Genomic DNA, 19,692 nt, shown 5'->3' on the forward strand with positions numbered 1-19,692 from the left:
ATGCCAAGCCGGACCCGCGCAAGCCCGTCGCCGGCGTCCCCGACGAGGCGCCGCCCGCCGAGGGCGCCGAGACGCAGGCCCAGACCACCGGCAGCGGCAGCCACGAGTTCCGCTCCGAGCGCTGGTCCGAGCTCTACATCCGCCGCATCGACGAGACCATCGCGGCCCTCAAGAGCAAGGGCGTCCCGGTGTTCTGGGTCGGCCTGCCGCCGGTGCGCGGCGCCCGCTCCACGGCCGATTTCAGCTATCTCAACGACCTCTTTCGCAGCCGCGCCGAACGCGCCGGCATCGTCTATGTCGACGTGTGGGACGGCTTCGTCGACGAGGGCGGCCGCTTCACCATGCAGGGCCCCGACGTCGAGGGCCAGATCCGGCGGCTGCGCGCCGGCGACGGCGTGCACTTCACCCAGGCCGGCGCCCGCAAGCTCGCCCACTATGTGGAGCGCGAGCTGCAGCGCTGGATGACGGCCCGCGCCACCCCGGTCGCGCTGCCGGTCGAGGAGCCCGCCAAGACGCCGGAGCCGGCCAAGCCGGGAACCGGCCCGGCCACGGCGTCGCCGGCCGGCACGGCGCGGCCGCTCGCCGGCCCGGTGATCACGCTCTCCGGGGTGCCGATCCCGGCCGAGGGCGACGAGCAGCTCGTCGGCGGGACGCGCCAGACCCAGACGGCCGCGCTCGATGTCGTCGCCGCCAAGGTGATCCAGAAGGGCGAGGCGATCCCGGCCCCGGCCGGCCGCGCCGACGACTTCGCGTGGCCGCGCCGCGAGCCCGCCGCGGTCGGTGCCGACCCGGTGGTCGCCTATACGACCCTGCCGATGACCCCTATGAAGGCGGAGCGCCAGATGATGGCCGACGCCCCTGCGGCTGCCGCTCCGGCCGCCGCCGCCGGTCCGCCCAAGCCGGCCGGCCCGACCGCGCCGCGGGTCGCCCGCGTGCAACCGCAACAACAGCAGCAGCCGCAGGTGTTCGGCTGGTTCGGCCAGCCCTACCGCCCGGCGCAGCCGCAATACCAGCAGCAGGTCCGCCAGGCGCCGCAGCGGCCGACCTTCTTCCCGTTCCTGTTCGGCGGGGGACGATGACCCCACCGCGTCTCATACCGGCGTGAGCCTTCGGGGACCGCCCGGCCGCGCCGCGCGTCGAACCGCAGACACGCTCCGCCAGCAGGGGCGCTCCGAGAACATGCCAACGGGCGAGCCCGGACGAAGACCGGACCCGCCCGTTCACGGCGACAGCCGTCGTGGGCGCCGAGCAGCAGCCGCCGCGATCTTCAAGCCTTCGGGAAGCCGTAGAGCACGGCCGGATTGTCGACCAGAATACGGTGGCGCAGCGCCTCGTCCGGCGCCCAGTCGAGCATCAGGTCGAGCAGCGCGGCGTCGTCCTCCAGCGGCAACTCGCCGTTGGTGGCCGCCGGATGCGGCCAGTCGCTGCCCCACACCAGCCGCTCGGGGGCGAGCGAGATGTAGGCGGCGACGAGCTTCGCCGTGTCCTCGTAGTGCGGCGGCCCGGACTTCGACTCCCGGTCGGCCTCCGACAACTTGACCCAGGTGCGCCCACGCTCGATCAGGCGGGCGACCACGGCGAAGGCCGGATGATCGCGGCCGGCCGGTTGCGGGATACGGCCGAGGTGGTCGAACACGATCGGCGAGGCGACCCGGTTCAGCACGTCGGCGATGCCGGGCAGCTCGGCGCCGGCGATGTGCACCTGAATGTGCCAGCCGAGCGGCGCGATCCGGCGCGACAGCGGCTCCATCATCTCGACCGTCGCAGCGGCGCCGCGCGAGATGTTGAACCGGATCCCCCGGATGCCGCCGGCGTCGAGGCGCTTCAGCTCGGCATCGCTGATGTCGGGCCCGATCACGGCGACGCCGCGGGCCGCGGAGCCGAGCTGCCTGATGGCGTCGAGCGTGCAACTGTTGTCGGTGCCGTAGGTCGACGGGGTGACGACCACGTTGCGCGTGGTGCCGAGGCGCTTCTGCAGGAGCCGATAGTCGGCCGCGGTGGCAGGCAGCGGCTTCAGGACCGCGTTCGGCAGATACGGAAAACGCGCATCGTAGATGTGATGGTGGCAGTCGCACGCATGCGGCGGCACCTTCAGCTTCGGCGGCTCGGTGCCGGCCGTGAAGGGCACTGCGTCGGCGGCGCGGCTCGGCGCAATGCCGAGACCGGAGGCGAGGCCGAGGCCGGCCGCGGCCTGCAGCAGCGCGCGCCGATCGATCTCGTGGCGTTTCATGACAACCTCTCTGCTTGAGAATTCGAACTCACGCTCCGGCCACGGAGGCGAGGCCGGAGCGTCCCTTCTCGCCGGTCAGGGGCAGACGTCGTCGATGAACTCGCAGCCCCTCGCCTTCAGCTCCTTGTCGATCCACGACATGTCGCGCGTGCCGGCAGCGATCGCCTTGACGGTGGCCTCCTCGGCGGCGTGCTTCTTGCGCGCCTTCTCCAGGATCTCGGCTGCATCCTTCGGACGAACGACCACGATGCCGTCCTCGTCGCCGACCAGGATATCGCCCGGCCGCACGACGACGCTTCCGACGGAGACCGGCACGTTGATCTCGCCGGGCCCGTCCTTGTAGGGACCGGCGGGCGTCACGCCGGCGGCATAGACCGGCAGCGCCATCTCCCTCAGCGACGCGACGTCACGGATGGCGCCGTCGATGATGATCCCGCCGAGCCCCCGCCGGGCCGCATCCTGCATCATCAGCTCGCCGGTGATCGAGTTCGTGCAGTCGCCGTGCGCATCGACGACGACGATGTCGCCGGGCTGCGCCATCTGCAGTGCCTTGTGGAACATCAGGTTGTCGCCCGCCCGGGTCTTTACCGTGAACGCCGGGCCGAGGAGATTGCCCTTGCTGATCTTCCTGATCCGGCCATCCAGGATGAAAGACCGGTTGATCGTGTCGCCGATATTGGCGACCGGAAGTCCGCGGAAGCTCTCGACCAGTGCTCGATCGGGGCGGTCGATCCTGGTGTATATGCGGAAGCCTGGATTGGACATGGCAGCGGTTCCTTCTTGTCGTTTAAGCCTGCAGTGCCTCGAAGATCTCGTGATAGTCCTTGGGCGCGACGCCGCCGAAGTGCTCACGCAGCCGGTGCTGCGTGCACCAGCTCAGTTTCGCCTTGGTCGCCTCCGACATGGTGCTGTCGACCCGGATGCTCCTGAGCGTCGCGATCACCTCGTCCATCTCGTGCTCGCGACGCTCCGAATGGACGACGCCGCGGCACAGGATGTCGCTCGCATACGCCTTGAAGTCGCCGGCGCTCAGCGACTTGCCGATCGACGCCAGAATGTCGTCCTCGATGGCGAAGGAGCGTCCGGCGACCACGGTCTCCAGCAGCAGCATCATGAAGCCCTTCATGAAGATGCTGCGGAACATCTTCGACGCCGAGGCCTTGCCGGGCGGGCCTTCCAGCACCGTGATGTTGGTACCGTACGGTGCGAGGATGTCGTGCAGGCGCTGCGCGCCGGCGCCGGCGGCGAGCATCGGCACCTTGTGGCGATTGCCCGGCACCGCGCCCATGACCGCGACGTCGACGAACGTCGCGTGCGGCGAGATGATCTTGTCCACCGCGACCTTGGTGTCCGGCCCGGCCGAGTTCAGATCGACATAGATCTGATCCTTGGAGAGCAGGGGCGCGCTCGCCTCGGCAACCGGAATCGCGGCGTCGGCGCTGATCGAGCACACGACGACGTCGACCCGGGCGATCAGACTCTCCGGGGTCTCGTCTAGGGCGACCTGCGCGGTCGCCGCGCGCTCGCGCACGAGCTTCGACCGACCCTCGACATTCCAGGCCTTGTCGTAGGCCCGGATCCTCCCGAGGCCCGCCTCCCTGAGTCCGGCGGCGATGTTGAACGCCGCCTCTCCGAATCCCAGGAACCCTAACGTTGTCATGCCTTGCACTCCGTTGAGCTCGCTCCGGCGCGCCCAGCCGGGGCCGACCGATCACACCGGCAGCACGCCGGTCGCGACCGCGGTCACGATGAAGATGAAGAACATCGGGATCGAGTACAGGAAGAACAGCTTCTCATACTCGCTGAACGACATCTCCGTCCGATCCATGAGCAGGAACAGCCACGCCACGGTCGGGCTGCCGTATCTGATCGCCTGCCCCATGAAGGCGGCCATGCCGATCTCGTTCGGCGTGATGCCGTACTTGTAGGCGATCGGCGCGACGACCGGCAGGATCCCGAAATAGTAGGCGTCGACCGGCAGCGCGTAACACGCGATGGCGCCGACGAAGGCGAAGATGATGGCGATGTGGCTGCCGAGCGATTCCGGCATCAGCTCGGTGAGGGTCTGGGCGATGGCGCCGGCCATGCCGCTGCCGTTGAGCGTGCCGAGGAAGAATCCGGCCGCGATGATGATCGAGGTCACGGCGATCGCGTCGCCGCCGTTCGCGGTGATCCGATCGCGCTGCTCCGCCGCGCTGTAGTTCACCGCCAGGGCGAAGGCCGTGCCGATCGTGAACGCGATCGCGCCGCTGACCCAGCCCATCAGCAGGACGCCGAGGACCGCCAGCGTGAGGACCACGTTGAAGACGAAGAGACGCGGGCGCTTCAGCTCCTTGTCGCTCTCGAGGATGACGGAGACCATCTCCTCGATCTGCTCCGGCGCGATCGCCTTGGTTCCGACCGCGCCGAATCCCAGCCGCTTGCGCTCTCGCAGCCCCATGACCCAGGCCATGGCGAAGACGTAGACGAGCGAGGCGCCGAGGATCGGCAGGATCTGGACGAAGAGCTCGTTCACCTCGACGTTCAGCACCGCCGCGGCGCGCGCCAGCGGACCGCCCCAGGGCAGGCAGTTGCCGAGACTGGTCGGCAGGATGATCAGCATCGCCAGGTTCGACAGCTTCATGCCCATGCGCCGGTAGAGCGGCACGAAGGTCGCCGTGATGATCAGGATGGTCGTCGTGCCGTCGCCGTCGAGCGTCACGGCCGTCGCGGTCGCTGCCGTCACCAGGATGATCTTGAGCGGATCGCCCTTGGCCTTCCGGATGAGGACCGTGCAGAGCGGGTCGAACAGGCCGACATTCATCATGATGCTGAAGTACATGATCGCGAACAGGATCATGACGGTCGGGTTGATCGTTCCGAGCGAGACGCGGCCGTTCTTGCCCGTGCTGTAGAACAGACCGTCCCGGAACCAGCCCATCAGCGTGGACGCGTCGTGACCGCCCTGATAGGCCGCTGCCAGCCCGAACACCACGGAGACGAGCACGAGCCCGCCGAAGGCGGAGGCTTTCTTCCCGATCACCAGCAGGAGAAAGCTGATGATCATCAGATATCCGAGCAGTGCTGTCATGTCGTCTCTCCCGACGCCGTGCACATGCGGAGCCGCAGAGAGGCCCACGTCGTGTTCTTGTTCGGATGCTCGGGGGTCACGTCACGAGCGATGGTTCCGGTCGTGCGGCTCGCTCGGAACAGGCAGGGGTTGCGATCTGGACGATGGGCTCTTCTGTTTCGGCTTCTTTGTCGCCGGCGATATTGACAGCCCCTGTGGCGAGGTCTAATCGCAAAATCTCATGCAATCATTCCTGCCGGTCATGAGTATAGATTTTCGCGACCTCCGATACTTTCTGAAGATCGCCGAGCTCGGTCACATCGGCAGGGCCGCCGAGGAGCTCCACGTCACCCAGCCGGCGCTGTCGAAATGCGTCGTCCGTCTCGAGGACAGTTACGGGGCCAAGCTGTTCGACCGCGCCGGGCGAGGCATCGCGCTGACGGAGGCCGGCCACTGCCTGTTCGGACGATTACGGGTGCTGGAGCACGATCTTCAGGACATCCGTCGTGAGGTGTCCGAGCTCGGCCGGGGCGTGGCGGGAGTCGTCCGGCTCGGCTGCGCCGGATCGATCGCGTCGTTCGTGATCCCGGGAATCTGCAGGGTTCTCCGCGAGCGGGCGCCGCAGATTCGGCTGCTGGTCGATGTCGCGCTCGACGTGGTGCTGCAGGATGCGCTCCGCAACGGTGCGCTCGACGTCACGGTGAGCCCCGCCCGCATGGCCGCCGCGAACGACGGGATCGTGACGACGCCGTTGTTCTCGGACACGGTCGTGGTCGTCGGGCGATCCGGTCATCCCCTGTCGCGCAGGACGGCGACCCTGAAGGAGATGAGCAAATACGGCTGGGTGCTGCCGTTGCGCTCCGTCTCGACGCGGCGGTGGCTCGAAAAGGTGTTTCTTCAGTCCGACCTGCCGCCCCCGGAGGCGGTCGTCACCACCAACCTGCTGCTCTCCGCGCCGAAGATCCTCGTCGAGACCGACCTGCTGGCCTTCGTGTCGCGGCTCAACATCGGCTCGGGTCGCGGCAACCGCGGCATCGTCGAAATACCGAACGTCCACACCACCATGGAGCGGACGATGGACATCGGTCACCGCGTCAAGGCCTATCTGTCGCCGGCCACCCGCTACTTCATCGACGTGCTGCAGCAGCACGGGCCGGAGATTTCGGCGTCCGGCCGGGCGCACCGCGGGTAGGCACCGTCTCCGGACCCGCCCGAAGGTCACCGCGGCAGCGCAGAGGCCCCCATCAGAAACTCGTCGACGGCGCGGGCGGCCTGGCGGCCCTCCCGGATCGCCCACACGACCAGAGACTGGCCGCGGCGCATGTCGCCGGCCGTGAACACCTTGTCGACCGAGGTGCGGTAGCTCTCGGTGTCGGCCAGCACGTTTCCGCGCGGGTCCAGCGCCACCCCGAGCTCGGCCAGCATGCCCTCCTTGACGGGGTGGACGAACCCCATGGCGAGCAGCACCAGCTCGGCGTCGAGCGCGAACTCGGAGCCGGGGATCGGCTTCATCGTGTCGTCGACCCGCACGCAGTGCAGCTTCTTCACTTGGCCGTTCTCGCCGGAGAACTTTTCGGTGAGCACCGAGAACTCGCGCTGGGCACCCTCCAGATGGCTCGACGAGGTGCGCAGCTTCGCCGGCCAGTTCGGCCAGGTCAGCAGCTTGTCGGCCTTTTCGGGCGGGCGCGGCAGGATTTCCAACTGCACGATCGAGCGGGCGCCCTGCCGGGCCGAGGTGCCGATGCAGTCGGAGCCGGTGTCGCCGCCGCCGATCACCACGACGTGCTTGTCGGTGGCGAGGATCGGAGTGACGTGTTGCGTCTCGTCGCTGTTGCGGCGGTTCTGCTGCGGCAGGAAGTCCATGGCGAAATGGACGCCGGCGAGCTCGCGGCCCGGGATCGGCAGGTCGCGCGGCTTCTCGGAGCCGCCGGCCAGCACGACCGAGTCGAAGGTGTCGATCAGCTCCCGGGCCGGCACGTTGGACCCGATATGGGCGAAGTAGTGGAAGGCGACGCCCTCGGCCTCCATCTGCGCGACGCGGCGCTCGACCAGATGCTTCTCCAGCTTGAAGTCCGGGATGCCGTAACGCAGGAGGCCGCCGGCCCGCGCGTGGCGCTCGAACACGTGCACCTCGTGGCCGGCGCGGGCGAGCTGCTGGGCGCAGGCGAGGCCGGCCGGGCCGGAGCCGACCACCGCGACCCGGCGGCCGGTCTTGTGCACCGGCGGCTCGGGCCGCACCCAGCCCTGCTCGAAGGCCCTGTCGACGATCGCACATTCGATCGTCTTGATGGTGACGGGGTTGTCCTCGAGATTGAGCGTGCAGGCTTCTTCGCACGGCGCCGGACATACCCGCCCGGTGAACTCCGGGAAGTTGTTGGTCGAGTGCAGGTTCTGCGCCGCCGTCTTCCAGTCGTCCAGATAGACGAGGTCGTTCCAGTCCGGGATCTGATTGTTCACCGGACAGCCCGTGTGACAGTACGGGATGCCGCAATTCATGCAGCGCGCCGCCTGCTGCTTGAGGTCGCCCTCGGGCAGCGGCAGCACGAACTCGCGATAGTTGCGCAGGCGCTCCTCGACCGGCGCGTATTTGCGGTCGGTGCGCTCGAATTCCAGGAAACCCGTGACCTTACCCATTTCTGACCATCATCTCAGTAATCGAGGTGGAAGAGGCCGTCGTCTTGGCGCTTCACGATCGTGAGAACCTCGTCGCCTGTCTTGCCTGCGAGGTCGACGCACATGCAGCACCCGGGATCGAGGATGTGGATCACGTGCGGAAGCTCCGCTCCGAAATCTTCAGTCACCTCGACCGCGACGACGACCCGATCTCCACGAATTGACCGCTCGGAGACGAACCGCTCCAGTATCCTTCCGACCAGCCCGATGCGCGGCTTTTCAGCCGCCGCAGCATCGGCCCGAGTGGGATGCGGGCGCGACACCCGGCATGCCTCCGCCGGGCTCACGAGCCCGGCGATCAAGACGAGGATCGACCCGAACGCGATGGTTCGACGTCGACCCACCGCACTCACTCCGCCGCCTGCATGGCGGCCTCCTGCTCCTTGGCGAGCTCGGCGAGCGCGCGCTTGTACTCGAGCGGCATCACCTTGCGGAACTTCGGCAGATAGTCGTCCCAGTTGTCGAGGATGTGCTGGGCGCGGCGCGAGCCGGCGAAGCGGGCGTGCCGCGTGATCAACAGGTGCAGCCGCCCGGCGTCGTAGCGCGTCATGTCGCGCAGCACCTCGACCCGGCCGGCGGTCTCGAGATCCTTCGATTGGTGATAGACGGCGAAGTTGGTGGCCTCCTCGGCCGGCAGCGGCTGCAGCTCCACCATCGCCATGTTGCAGCGGCTCCGGAAAGTGCCGTCCTCGTCCAGCACATAGGCGATGCCGCCCGACATGCCGGCCGCGAAGTTGCGCCCGGTCATGCCGAGCACGACGACGATGCCGCCCGTCATGTACTCGCAGCAGTGGTCGCCGGCGCCCTCGACGACGGCGATCGCACCCGAGTTGCGCACCGCAAAGCGCTCGCCGGCGACGCCGCGGAGATAGCACTCGCCCGCGATGGCGCCGTACATCACCGTGTTGCCGACGATGATCGACTCCTCCGGCACGATGGCGGAGTCGGTCTGCGGCCGCACGATGATGCGCCCGCCCGACAGGCCCTTGCCGACATAGTCGTTGGCGTCGCCCTCGAGCTCGAGCGTGACGCCATGGGCGAGCCAGGCGCCGAAGCTCTGCCCGGCGGTGCCGACCAGGCGGATATGGATGGTGCCGTCCGGCAGGCCGGCATGGCCGTAGCGGCGCGCCACCTCGCCCGACAGCATGGCACCGGCCGTGCGGTCGGTGTTGTGGATCTCGGCGACGATGCGCACCGGCGCGCCGCGGTCGAGCGCCGGGCGAGCCTCGGCGATCAGCTTGCGGTCGAGCACCTTGTCGAGCCCGTGGTCCTGCAGCTCCAGCTTGCGGATGTGCACGCCGGCCGGCGCCATCGGCTTCATGAACAGGCGCGAGAAGTCGAGCCCCTTGGCCTTCCAGTGCTCGACGAGACGACGCTGGTCGAGCATCTGCATCTGTCCGACCAGCTCGTCGAAGCGCCGATAGCCCATCTCGGCCATCAGCTCGCGCACCTCCTCGGCGACGAAGAAGAAGTAGTTGATGATGTGCTCGGGCGTGCCCTTGAAGCGGGCGCGCAACACCGGGTCCTGGGTGGCGACGCCGACCGGGCACGTGTTGAGGTGGCACTTGCGCATCATGATGCAGCCGGCCGCGATCAGCGGCGCGGTGGCGAAGCCGAACTCGTCGGCGCCGAGCAGCGCGCCGACCACGACGTCGCGGCCGGAGCGGATGCCGCCGTCGACCTGCACGGCGATGCGGCCGCGCAAGCGGTTGGCGACCAGCGTCTGGTGGGTCTCGGCGAGGCCGATCTCCCACGGCGAGCCGGCGTGCTTGATGGCGGTGAGCGGCGAGGCGCCGGTGCCGCCTTCGAAGCCCGAGATGGTGACGTGATCGGCGCGCGCCTTGGAGACGCCGGCCGCGACCGTGCCGACGCCGACCTCGGACACGAGCTTCACCGAGACATCGCCCAGCGGATTGACGTTCTTGAGGTCGAAGATGAGCTGCGCCAGATCCTCGATCGAGTAGATGTCGTGATGCGGCGGCGGCGAGATCAGGCCGACGCCCCGGGTCGAATGGCGCACCCGCGCGATGGTCTTGTCGACCTTGTGGCCGGGAAGCTGGCCGCCCTCGCCGGGCTTGGCCCCCTGCGCCATCTTGATCTGCATCATGTCCGAGTTGACGAGATACTCGGTGGTGACGCCGAAGCGGCCCGACGCCACCTGCTTGATGGCCGAGCGCATCGAGTCGCCGTTCGGCAGCGGCTTGTAGCGGTCGGACTCCTCGCCGCCCTCGCCGGTGTTCGACTTGCCGCCGATGCGGTTCATGGCGATGGCGAGGGTGGTGTGCGCCTCGCGGGAGATCGAGCCGAACGACATCGCCCCGGTGGCGAAGCGGCGGACGATCGAGGCGGCCGACTCGACCTCGTCGAGCGGCACCCTGGTGCGGCCGTCCTCCTGCGCCGACTTGATGCGGAACAGGCCCCGGATGGTCAGCAGCCGCTCGGACTGCTCGTTGACGATCGCCGCGAAGGCCCGGTAGCGGTCGAGCGAGTTGCCGCGCACCGCGTGCTGGAGCGCCGCGACGCTGGCGGCCGTCCAGACGTGCTCCTCGCCGCGGGTGCGGTAGGCGTACTCGCCGCCGACGTCGAGCGCGTTGCGATAGACCGGCGCGTCGCCGAAGGCGTCGCGATGGCGCCGCACCGTCTCCTCGGCGATCTCGTCGATGTCGACGCCCTCGATGCGGGTCGCCGTGCCGGTGAAGTAGGAGTAGACGAAGTCGGACTTGAGCCCCACCGCGTCGAAGATCTGGGCGCCGCAATAGGACTGGTAGGTGGAGATGCCCATCTTGGACATCACCTTCAGCACGCCCTTGTTGATCGACTTGATGTAGCGCTTCACCACCTCCTTCTCGTCGAGCTTGTTCGGCAGCTCGTCACGGATGGCGAGCAGCGACTCGAAGGCGAGATAGGGGTTGATGGCCTCGGCGCCGTAGCCGGCGAGGCAGCAGAAATGGTGGATTTCGCGCGGCTCGCCGGACTCGACCACCAGGCCGACCGAGGTGCGCAGACCCTGGCGGATGAGATGGTGGTGCACGGCCGCGCAGGCGAGCAGCGACGGGATCGGAATGCGGTCGACGCCGACGGCACGGTCCGACAGGATGATGATGGTGATGCCGTCGTGCACGGCCTGCTCGGCGCGCGCGCACAGCTCGGAGATGGCCGGGCGCAGCCCGTCGACGCCGGCCGCCGCCGCCCAGGTGGTGTCGAGCGTGGTCGAGCGGAACTCCGACCCTTCCACGTCGGCGATCGAGCGGATCTTCTCCAGATCCCAGTTGGTGAGGATCGGCTGGCGCGCCTCCAGGCGCTTCACCCGTGACAGGCCTTCGAGGTCGAACAGGTTCGGCCGCGGTCCGATGATCGACACGAGGCTCATCACGAGCTCCTCGCGGATCGGGTCGATCGGCGGGTTCGTCACCTGGGCGAAGTTCTGCTTGAAGTAGGTGAACAACAGCTTCGGCTTGGACGACAACGCCGAAATCGGCGTGTCGTTGCCCATCGAGCCGACCGGCTCCTCGCCGGTCGAGGCCATCGGCGCCATCAGGAAGCGGATGTCCTCCTGGGTGTAGCCGAAGGCCTGCTGGCGATCGAGCAGCGACAGGTTGGAGGCGACCGGGCGGCTCCTCGCCGGCGGCAGATCCTCCAGCACGAGCTGGGTGCGGGACAGCCACTCGTGATAGGGGTGCTTCTGGGCCAGCCTGGCCTTGATCTCGGCGTCGGGGATGAGACGTCCCTGCTCGAGATCGACCAGCAGCATCTTGCCGGGCTGCAGGCGCCACTTCACCACGATGTCCTTCTCCGGGATCGGCAGCACGCCCATCTCGGAGGCCATCAGGATGCGGCCGTCGCGGGTGACGAGATAGCGGGCGGGCCGCAGGCCGTTGCGGTCGAGCGTCGCGCCGATCTGGCGGCCGTCCGTGAAGGCGATGGCGGCCGGGCCGTCCCAAGGCTCCATCAGGGCGGCGTTGTACTCGTAGAAGGCGCGGCGATGCTCGTCCATCAGCGGGTTGCCGGCCCACGCCTCCGGAATCATCATCATCACGGCATGGGCGAGCGAGTAGCCCCCCTGGAACAGGAACTCGAGCGCGTTGTCGAAGCAGGCGGTGTCCGACTGGCCCTCGTAGGAGATCGGCCACAGCCGCTCGATGTCGTCGCCGAACTTGTCGGAGCGCGCCGAGGCCTGCCGCGCCGCCATCCAGTTGACGTTGCCGCGCAGCGTGTTGATCTCGCCGTTGTGGGCGATGAAGCGGTACGGGTGGGCGAGCGACCAGGTCGGAAACGTGTTGGTGGAGAAGCGCTGGTGCACAAGCGCGAGCGCGCTCTCGAAGTCCGGGTCGGAGAGGTCGGGATAGTAGCTGCCGAGCTGGTCGGCCAGGAACATGCCCTTGTAGATCACGGTGCGGCAGGAGAACGACACCGGATAGTAGAGCGCCGTGTTACGGCCGCGCTTCTCGTAGAGCATCCCGGAAATCGTCTTGCGCACCACGTAGAGGCGGCGCTCGAAATCGTCCTCCTCGAACCGGCGATCGCCCTGGCCGATGAAGACCTGGCGGTGGAACGGCTCGGTCGGCTTCACCGAATAGCCGAGGCTCGAATCGTCGGTCGGCACGTCGCGCCAGCCGAGGATGGTCATGCCCTCGCGATGCGCCTGCGCGGCGATCAGCTCCATGATCTCTTCGCGGCGGTCCTCGTCGTGCGGCAGGAAGAGCTGCGCCACCGCGTAGCGGCCGGGCTCCGGCAGGCCGAAGCCGAGTTCCGCCACCTTCTTGACGAAGAACTTGTGCGGGATCTGCACCAAAATGCCGGCGCCGTCGCCGGCGCGCGGATCGGCCCCGACGGCGCCGCGGTGCTCGAGGTTGCACAGGATGGCCAGCGCGTCCTCGACGATCTTGTGGGACTTGCGGCCCTTGATGTCGGCGATGAAGCCGACCCCGCAGGAATCTTTCTCCAGCGCCGGATCGTAGAGGCCACGCGCCTGCGCGGCCGCGGGCACGCTTTGCGCCGCATCCGTCGCCTGCAACCCGCCGGCCTGCTGGTCCTCGAAATCCTGGTCGGACCCGATCGCGGTCATGTGCAAACCCTCGTCTCGCTCACCCATCCGACGCGCCCCATCCGAGAACGGACGCACCCGACGCGGGCATGCCCACCCTGCCGCATCACCACCTCGCGGTGATGCGACAAAGGCAGGCTGGTTGTCATCAGCCGAACGTCCGGCCGGATGACGTCATGCGGCTCACCTCCGGTGACGCGCGACTTCCGCCGACATGCGCCGGACCCGCCGAGATCCCGACCGGAGACGTCAGAACCAATTCAGAAAACTAAGACAGCAATGCTGTCCTAAATAACAATGCCAAAATCTTGCCATGCATTCAAGGCACCGGGCCTCTGATTCCGGGACTGTGCCCGAATTCCACGGCCTCCGCCAGCGAATGGGCCCCTCCTCCCGCATCGCACTACCGGCGCGGCGCGGGTTTTTCGTCGCCTCCGGCCTCCGCCGTCCCGCCTTCCATGCGCCCCAGCCCTGCCGGATTCGAGGGTCTGTATGGCCGCTCGGGGGGACGGTGGGCATGCGTCGTGGACAAAACGGGCACATTTTCCCAGGCTTGGCCGCCCAGTGGATGATGCGGGCCGGTTTCTTCATGGAGATGACGCCGGTGGCGGCCGTGCTGGGGACCGTCCTGGCCATGGCCGCGACGCCGCTCGCGGCCCAGCCGCGCAGCCCGGCGCCGGGGCTCGACAGCGGGCTCGCGGGCGACGCGACCCCGGCGAGCCAGCGCCGGCCGATCCCGCCCTGGGTGTTCGGCCGCGGCGGCGAGCCCCGGCTGGTGCCGCCGCGCAACATCCCGGCCGGCCGTGCCGGCCACGCCACCGACCCCGCGCGCACGCCGCTGCCGCGCACCCGGCCCTCGGGCCCGGACGGGACGACCGCGACGACATCCGGAAAACGGCCGATGCCGCCGCGGGCGCCGGGCGCCATCGACGTGCCGATTGCTCCGCTGAATTAGATCAGGCGTCCCCACAGGCGACCGCCGAGGCCGACGCCCCGTCACGCCGAGACGCCCATAAAGAAAGCGCCCCTTGCGGGGCGCTCCCAGTTTCGCGATCGGGCGCGCTCTGGGGCGCGCTCCTCGCGGGTGTTAGGCGATCGCGCGCGTTTTGCGCGCGCGACATGGCTCACGCCGCCTTGGCGTCGATCACCTGGCCGACCGCCGGCGTGGTGCCGATGGCGATCTGGCGCGGCTTCATCTTCTCGGGAATCTCGCGAACCAGATCGATGTGCAGGAGACCGTTCTCCAGCGTGGCGCCGCGGACCTCGACGAAGTCGGCGAGCTGGAAGGCGCGCTCGAAGGCCCGTGCGGCGATGCCCTGGTAGAGCACCTCGCCCGACTTCTCCTCGGTCTTGGTCGCCTGCTTCTCGCCGCGCACCGTCAGGGTGTTCTCCTTGGCCTCGATCGAGAGGTCGGAGCTGCCGAAGCCGGCGACCGCGAGCGTGATGCGATAGGCATTCTCGCCGGTCCGCTCGATATTGTAGGGCGGATAGGTCGAGCCCTGGCTCTGGCCGTCGACGCCGGTGGCCTGATCGAGCATCGAGAACAGCCGGTCGAAGCCGACGGTCGAGCGATAGAACGGTGTGAGATCGAAGGTCGTACGCATTGCAAATCCTCCTGAAGAGCGATGAGCGATATGCGAAACGGTCCGCCGCAATGGCCGGACCCGTTCGAGCGCCGCCGAATGGCCGGCGCCAATCTTGATATGGTTGTGCCGTCGGCACCTTCAAGGCCTCGACCCGACTCCCTGCCGGCGCCGGCACCGGCCCTTGCCGGAGCGGCGCCGGTTGAGCCCTCCGCGCGGACTGCTATAAGCGGCCGTCCGCCGCCCATGCCCTCCGGGAAGAAAGCCCCTGCGGTGAAGCTCGTCTCCATTCCGGCCAATCCGGCGCCTGCCGGCGCCAGCGCCGGCACGATCGTGACCCCGGACGGGGTGACGCTGCGCTATGCGCGTTTCGCGCCGCCACCCGGTCGCAAGGGTACGGTCTGCCTGTTCCAGGGCCGGGCCGAGTTCATCGAGAAGTATTTCGAGGTGGCGCGCGACCTGTACGACCGCGGCTTCGCGGTGGCGACCCTCGACTTCCGCGGCCAGGGCCTCTCCGAGCGCGCCGTGCGCAACAGCCGCAAGGGCCATGCCCGCCGCTTCTCGGACTATCTGATCGACCTCGAGACCTTCGTGAAGGAGGTGGTGCTGCCGGACTGTCCGCCGCCCTTCTTCGCGCTCGGACAGGGCATGGGCGCCACCGTGCTGATCGAGTCGGCCGCCCGCGGCCATCGCTGGTTCGATCGCATGGTGCTCGCGAGCCCGATGATCGACGTCGCCCAGCGGCCGCTGCTCGGTGCCGCCGCGCCGCTGACCCGCGCGCTGCGCCTGCTCGGCCTCGGCCGCCTCTACGTGCCGGGCGGCAGCGCCAGCACCAGTGCCTCCGAGCCCTTCGCCGGCAACCCGCTGACCTCCGATCCGGTCCGCCACGCCCGCACGGCCGCCGTGCTGGAGGCCGAGCCGACGCTCGCCGTCGCCGCCCCGACGGTCGCCTGGGCGGACGCCGCCTACCGGACCATGGCGGCGATGCAACGCCCGTCCTATGCGGGGCGCCTGCGCCAGCCGATGCTGCTGATCGCGGCGGGGCGCGACGAGCTGGTCTCGACCGCCGCCATCGAGCGCTTCGGCACCCACCTGCGGGCCGGCTCGCACCTGATCGTGCCCGGCGCCATGCACGATCTGATGATGGAGCAGGAGCCGATCCGAAAGCTGTTCTGGGCCGCCTTCGACGCCTTCGTGCCCGGCACGCCGCTGTACGGGTGAGGGTGTTTTTGACCTCTCCCCTCGGGAGAGGTCGACGCGCAAAGCGCGTCGGGTGCGGGGGTGCCGAGGCCAGCTATCGGCGCATACGCCCCTCACCCCGGTCGCGAGCTTCGCTCGCGCCCGACCCTCTCCCCTCGGGATGAGGGTAAGAACGTCGTCCGCCGAGACCCGAAAGCGTCGACCGTCACCCCGTCATCAGCGCCATGCGGGCGGCGGCGTGGACGCGGCGGTCGCCGGCCGCGACGATGCGGCCGCCCCGCTCGGCCGGCTCGCCCTCCCAGGTGGTGATGATGCCGCCCGCCCCGGTGATGATCGGGATCAGGGCGGCGACGTCGTGCGGCTTGAGCTCGGTCTCGATGACCAGATCGATGTGGCCGGCCGCCAGCATGCAGTAGGAATAGCAGTCGCCGCCGTAGCGCGACAGCCGCACCGCCTCCTCGACACGGCCGAAGGCGGCGCGGTCGGCGGCGTTCATCAGGCGCGGGCTGGTGGTGAACAGCAGGGCACGGTCGAGGCTGTCGCAGGGGCGGACCATCAGGGCGCGCTCGCTGCGCGGCCCGCGATAGTGCGCCGCCTTGCCGTCGCCGCTGAAGCGTTCCGAGAAGTACGGCTGGTGCATCATGCCGTAGACCGGGTGGCCTTTGCGGGTGAGGGCGATCAGCGTGCCCCAGGCCGGCATGCCGGCGATGAACGACTTGGTGCCGTCGATCGGATCGAGCACCCAGACATAGTCGGCGTCGGCCCGCTCGGCGCCGAACTCCTCGCCGATGATGCCGTGGCTCGGGAAGGTGTCGCGGATCAGCGCCCGCATCGCGAGCTCGGCGGCACGGTCGGCCGCCGTCACCGGGTCGAAGGCACCGCCGGCGTTCTTGTCGTCCACCAGCAGGGCGGTGCGGAAGAAAGGCAGGATGGCCTCACCCGAGGCTGTCGCCAGCCGGTCGATGAAGGTCTGAAAGTCGATCGCCGTCATGATGTCGGTCCCCCGCCTCGGCGGGGCGATCCCGGACCCCGAGCTGTAATGGCCTGCGATATGATCACGTCAACCGCCACTGGTCTGTGTCGGGCCATGGCCGGCCCGGGCAATGCGTCGGATCGGGTCCCCCCGCCGGCAGCGCAGCCGGCACCGGCAGACCCCGATGGCCTATAAGAGGTCGGGCCGGCCGGCAACCCGGTCCTTGGTCGACCCGGCGGCACGCGGGGTCGCGCGTCGGCTCGGCTTGCCTCGCCACCGGCCGCCGTGCGACCACGGCAGAGGGCCACACGGGTCCGCCGGGAGGATGTCATGACCGAAGATCTCTCCCGGCCGGCCGGCAAGGCCGCGCCGGCCGCCGGCGCGACACCCCGTGCGACGACCAGGATCGCCGTCGGCCTCGTCGCCACGCTCGGCGCCACCTATGTGGTCAGCCAGTTCCTGCGCAACGGCATCGGCGTCCTCGCCCCCACCCTGACGGCCGAGCTCGGCCTGTCGGCGCCGGACCTCGCGCTGATCGCCAGCATCTTCTTCTTCGTCTTCGTCGCCGCCCAGATCCCGCTCGGGGTGGCGATCGACCGCTTCGGCCCCAAGCGCTGCATGCTGGTCTGCGCCGTCGTGGTGATCGCCGGCACGCTGCAGTTCGCGGCGGCGGAGAGCGCGGCCGAGATGATGGCGGCCCGCGCCCTGATGGGGCTCGGCACCTCGTGCTACCTGATGGCGCCGCTCGCCTTCTATGCCCGCGCCGTCGCGCCGGAGCGCTTCGCCATGCTGGCCGGACTGCAACTGGGGCTCGGCACGATCGGCTCGCTGCTCGGCACCGCCCCGCTCGCTTTCGCCACCGCAATGGTCGGCTGGCGCGCCGCCTTCGTGGCGACGGCCGTCGTCATGGGGCTGATCGGGCTCCTGGTCGCCCTCCTGCTGCACGAGCCGCCGCCCGATCCCGAGGCGAAGCGGGAGACCGTGGCGGACGGCCTGCGCGGGGTCGCCACGCTGTGGCGGCAGCCCGACATCCCGCGTCTGTTCTTCATGAACCTGACGGCCTATGCGAGCTACGCCATGTTCGTCGGGCTGTGGGGCGGCCCCTACCTGAGCCATGCCTACGGCTACGACCTGACCCAGCGGGGCACGCTCCTGTTCATCCCGGCACTGACCCAGGGGATCGGGATGATCGTGTGGGGCGCCGCCGACCGCCTGTTCGGCGCCTACCGGCCGGCGACCTTCCTGGGCGCCGGCACGACGGCGGCGCTCCTGCTGCTGCTCGCCGCGGTCGGCACCCTGCCACCACCGGCCCTGTGGGCGTGGCTCGCCGCCTTTGGCTTCTGCTCGGCCTTTCTGCCCGCCGTGATCGCCCATGGGCGGGCGCTTTTCCCGCCGCGTTTGATCGGCCGGGGCATGACACTTATGAATATGGGGACCATGGGGGGCGGCTTTCTGTCGCAGTTGCTCGCCGGCTTCTTGATCAATTTCTTCGAATCGACCGGCGGCCAATATCCGACCGACGCTTATCGCGCGGTTTTCTTTGCACAATCCGTGCTCGGCGTGGGCGGCCTGCTGGTTTATCGGGCAGTCCGCGAACCCCTACGTTAGTCTATGGCACCCCGGCAACGGCCCCCGATGATCCCGCTCGGGCAGGTCTGCCATGTGGCGCTCGGCTTGCCTTTTGTGCGACGCGATGACATATTTCTGCGGTGCGGTAGCGCGATGACTCGTGTTACCGCCGCCCTCCTTGGGCGTTTCCTCCCTAGACTTGGGCCGCTAGCTTCCGCTAGCGGCCTCTTTTTTTGTGGCTACACTTGGACCGTGAGCGAGTAATTCTTGGTCGACCGAGACAGGATGTTGGAAAAACGATCCTGCGCGTTATGATTGATTAACCGTGGATGCTGCCACCGCTGTCGACACTTATGGCGTGCGCAGGCACTGCTTATATCCTGGACTGAGGAATTAATACCGCGGTCTCTATTCCGCCGCGGCGCGGCAGGGCTTGAGTTCTTCCAGCGGAATCTCCGCCAGGCGATCGACTGCGACGGCCATGTGTGCCGCCACCTGCTCGAAGCCGGGACCGTGGACTTGCCGCCGCTCGTCCATATACAGCGCCCGGTTGATCTCGATCTGCACCACATGCAGCCCGGTCGCCGGATTGCCGTAGTGCTCGGTGATGAAGCCGCCCGCGTAGGGCTTGTTGCGCCCGACGACGTAGCCGAGCCCGCGCAGCGTCGTCTCCAGGATCTCCGCGACAATCGGGAAGCAGCTCGTTCCGTAGCGGTCGCCCAGCACCACATCGGCGCGCGGACGCTCGTCGCGCGGGCCGGCGCTAGACGGCATCGAGTGGCAGTCGACCAGGACGGCCGCCCCGAACTCCCGGTGCGTGCGGGCGAGGAGCCGGCGCAAGGCACGGTGGTACGGCTTGTAGAGGGTCTCGATTCGCCGCAGCGCATCGTCGACCGGGATGCGGCGGTCGTAAATCTCCTGGGCGTCGCCGACCACCCGGGCGATGGTGCCCAGCCCGCCGGCGACCCGCATCGAGCGGGTGTTGGCATAGGACGGCAGCCGCCCGTCGAACATGCGCGGGTCGAGCTCGTAGGGCTCGCGGTTCACGTCGATGAAGCAGCGCGGGAAGAAGGCCCGCATCAACGGGTAGCCGCGCGCCACCACGCCGCCGAACAGCTCGTCCACGAAGGTGTCCTCGGACCGGCGCAGCGTCGACAGATCGAGGCGCGTGACCGCGAGGAAGCTGTCGGGATAGATGAATCCGCTGTGTGGCGAGTTGAACACCAGCGGACCGCGCAGGGTGTCCGGCTCCAGCACGTCGAACGGGGGATCGAGTTCGTCGAACGAATCGCTCATGCGGCTCCGGCTGGCCTCGGCGATGGTGGACGACGAACCCCGGGACGGCCGCCGCGGTTCGAGCAACAGGGGACA

General features: G+C 68.8%; 14 protein-coding genes and 1 pseudogene. 5 read left to right on the forward strand and 10 right to left on the reverse strand.

Annotation, left to right across the window (positions count from 1 at the left end; genetic code table 11):
• A pseudogene (locus HXX10_RS19340) lies at positions 1 to 1,079 on the forward strand (DUF459 domain-containing protein); the annotation flags it as partial.
• Between the two features lie 188 nt (positions 1,080 to 1,267).
• On the opposite strand, the gene HXX10_RS19345 reads toward HXX10_RS19340, so the two are convergent.
• From HXX10_RS19345 to HXX10_RS19360, 4 genes are all read right to left on the reverse strand, one after another.
• Positions 1,268 to 2,230 (reverse strand): amidohydrolase, encoded by a 963-nt coding sequence (locus tag HXX10_RS19345; RefSeq protein WP_296524455.1) that lies wholly within the window; start codon positions 2,228 to 2,230, stop codon positions 1,268 to 1,270.
• Between the two features lie 75 nt (positions 2,231 to 2,305).
• Positions 2,306 to 2,995, reverse strand: coding sequence for an RraA family protein (locus HXX10_RS19350; RefSeq protein WP_296524456.1), 690 nt, complete (start codon positions 2,993 to 2,995; stop codon positions 2,306 to 2,308).
• A gap of 22 nt (positions 2,996 to 3,017) precedes the next feature.
• Complete coding sequence (locus tag HXX10_RS19355) at positions 3,018 to 3,890, reverse strand: NAD(P)-dependent oxidoreductase (RefSeq protein ID WP_296524457.1); 873 nt, start codon at positions 3,888 to 3,890, stop codon at positions 3,018 to 3,020.
• 51 nt (positions 3,891 to 3,941) lie between these two features.
• Positions 3,942 to 5,300, reverse strand: coding sequence for a citrate:proton symporter (locus tag HXX10_RS19360; protein WP_296524458.1), 1,359 nt, complete (start codon positions 5,298 to 5,300; stop codon positions 3,942 to 3,944).
• A 241-nt stretch (positions 5,301 to 5,541) separates the two neighbouring features.
• On the opposite strand from HXX10_RS19360, the gene HXX10_RS19365 reads away from it, so the two are divergent.
• The gene (locus HXX10_RS19365) at positions 5,542 to 6,471 is read left to right on the forward strand and encodes a LysR family transcriptional regulator (protein WP_296524459.1); all 930 of its coding nucleotides are present in this window, start codon (positions 5,542 to 5,544) and stop codon (positions 6,469 to 6,471) included.
• A gap of 26 nt (positions 6,472 to 6,497) precedes the next feature.
• Here the strand turns inward: HXX10_RS19365 and HXX10_RS19370 are convergent, their stop codons facing one another.
• Genes HXX10_RS19370 through gltB form a run of 3 tightly spaced genes read right to left on the reverse strand, consistent with a single transcriptional unit; the run spans position 6,498 to position 13,017 of the window.
• Positions 6,498 to 7,913, reverse strand: coding sequence for a glutamate synthase subunit beta (locus HXX10_RS19370; protein WP_296524460.1), 1,416 nt, complete (start codon positions 7,911 to 7,913; stop codon positions 6,498 to 6,500).
• 14 nt (positions 7,914 to 7,927) lie between these two features.
• Positions 7,928 to 8,296 carry a hypothetical protein gene (locus HXX10_RS19375; protein ID WP_296524461.1) on the reverse strand — a complete coding sequence of 123 codons (369 nt, stop codon included), beginning with the start codon at positions 8,294 to 8,296 and terminating at the stop codon, positions 7,928 to 7,930.
• A 5-nt stretch (positions 8,297 to 8,301) separates the two neighbouring features.
• Complete coding sequence (gene gltB / locus HXX10_RS19380) at positions 8,302 to 13,017, reverse strand: glutamate synthase large subunit (RefSeq protein ID WP_296524462.1); 4,716 nt, start codon at positions 13,015 to 13,017, stop codon at positions 8,302 to 8,304.
• Positions 13,018 to 13,513: 496 nt separating this feature from the next.
• On the opposite strand from gltB, the gene HXX10_RS19385 reads away from it, so the two are divergent.
• The gene (locus HXX10_RS19385) at positions 13,514 to 13,951 is read left to right on the forward strand and encodes a hypothetical protein (RefSeq protein WP_296524464.1); all 438 of its coding nucleotides are present in this window, start codon (positions 13,514 to 13,516) and stop codon (positions 13,949 to 13,951) included.
• Between the two features lie 169 nt (positions 13,952 to 14,120).
• On the opposite strand, the gene HXX10_RS19390 is transcribed toward HXX10_RS19385, so the two are convergent.
• On the reverse strand, positions 14,121 to 14,600 hold the full coding sequence (locus HXX10_RS19390; protein ID WP_296524466.1) for an Hsp20 family protein: 480 nt from the start codon (positions 14,598 to 14,600) through the stop codon (positions 14,121 to 14,123).
• A gap of 252 nt (positions 14,601 to 14,852) precedes the next feature.
• Here HXX10_RS19390 and HXX10_RS19395 point away from each other — a divergent pair, with 252 nt between their 5' ends.
• The gene (locus HXX10_RS19395; RefSeq protein ID WP_296524469.1) at positions 14,853 to 15,800 is read left to right on the forward strand and encodes an alpha/beta hydrolase; all 948 of its coding nucleotides are present in this window, start codon (positions 14,853 to 14,855) and stop codon (positions 15,798 to 15,800) included.
• Between the two features lie 184 nt (positions 15,801 to 15,984).
• Here HXX10_RS19395 and hisN read toward each other — a convergent pair whose 3' ends face one another.
• A complete protein-coding gene (gene hisN / locus HXX10_RS19400; protein WP_296524472.1) occupies positions 15,985 to 16,770 on the reverse strand; it encodes a histidinol-phosphatase in 786 nt (261 codons plus the stop codon).
• Between the two features lie 312 nt (positions 16,771 to 17,082).
• On the opposite strand from hisN, the gene HXX10_RS19405 reads away from it, so the two are divergent.
• A complete protein-coding gene (locus HXX10_RS19405; protein ID WP_296524473.1) occupies positions 17,083 to 18,360 on the forward strand; it encodes a nitrate/nitrite transporter in 1,278 nt (425 codons plus the stop codon).
• A 369-nt stretch (positions 18,361 to 18,729) separates the two neighbouring features.
• On the opposite strand, the gene HXX10_RS19410 is transcribed toward HXX10_RS19405, so the two are convergent.
• Positions 18,730 to 19,617 carry an N-formylglutamate amidohydrolase gene (locus HXX10_RS19410; protein ID WP_296524474.1) on the reverse strand — a complete coding sequence of 296 codons (888 nt, stop codon included), beginning with the start codon at positions 19,615 to 19,617 and terminating at the stop codon, positions 18,730 to 18,732.
• Between the last annotated feature and the right edge of the window lie 75 nt (positions 19,618 to 19,692).

The organism is Rhodoplanes sp. (assembly GCF_013377085.1).
GTDB lineage: Bacteria > Pseudomonadota > Alphaproteobacteria > Rhizobiales > Xanthobacteraceae > Rhodoplanes.

What these genes read in the sequence shown, in the direction of transcription:
- HXX10_RS19345 (WP_296524455.1), bottom strand. Translation starts at nt 2,230, where the DNA reads ATGAAACGCCACGAGATCGATCGGCGCGCGCTGCTGCAGGCCGCGGCC.
- HXX10_RS19350 (WP_296524456.1), bottom strand. Translation starts at nt 2,995, where the DNA reads ATGTCCAATCCAGGCTTCCGCATATACACCAGGATCGACCGCCCCGAT.
- HXX10_RS19355 (WP_296524457.1), bottom strand. Translation starts at nt 3,890, where the DNA reads ATGACAACGTTAGGGTTCCTGGGATTCGGAGAGGCGGCGTTCAACATC.
- HXX10_RS19360 (WP_296524458.1), bottom strand. Translation starts at nt 5,300, where the DNA reads ATGACAGCACTGCTCGGATATCTGATGATCATCAGCTTTCTCCTGCTG.
- HXX10_RS19365 (WP_296524459.1), top strand. Translation starts at nt 5,542, where the DNA reads ATGAGTATAGATTTTCGCGACCTCCGATACTTTCTGAAGATCGCCGAG.
- HXX10_RS19370 (WP_296524460.1), bottom strand. Translation starts at nt 7,913, where the DNA reads ATGGGTAAGGTCACGGGTTTCCTGGAATTCGAGCGCACCGACCGCAAA.
- gltB (WP_296524462.1), bottom strand. Translation starts at nt 13,017, where the DNA reads ATGACCGCGATCGGGTCCGACCAGGATTTCGAGGACCAGCAGGCCGGC.
- HXX10_RS19385 (WP_296524464.1), top strand. Translation starts at nt 13,514, where the DNA reads ATGCGTCGTGGACAAAACGGGCACATTTTCCCAGGCTTGGCCGCCCAG.
- HXX10_RS19390 (WP_296524466.1), bottom strand. Translation starts at nt 14,600, where the DNA reads ATGCGTACGACCTTCGATCTCACACCGTTCTATCGCTCGACCGTCGGC.
- hisN (WP_296524472.1), bottom strand. Translation starts at nt 16,770, where the DNA reads ATGACGGCGATCGACTTTCAGACCTTCATCGACCGGCTGGCGACAGCC.
- HXX10_RS19405 (WP_296524473.1), top strand. Translation starts at nt 17,083, where the DNA reads ATGACCGAAGATCTCTCCCGGCCGGCCGGCAAGGCCGCGCCGGCCGCC.
- HXX10_RS19410 (WP_296524474.1), bottom strand. Translation starts at nt 19,617, where the DNA reads ATGAGCGATTCGTTCGACGAACTCGATCCCCCGTTCGACGTGCTGGAG.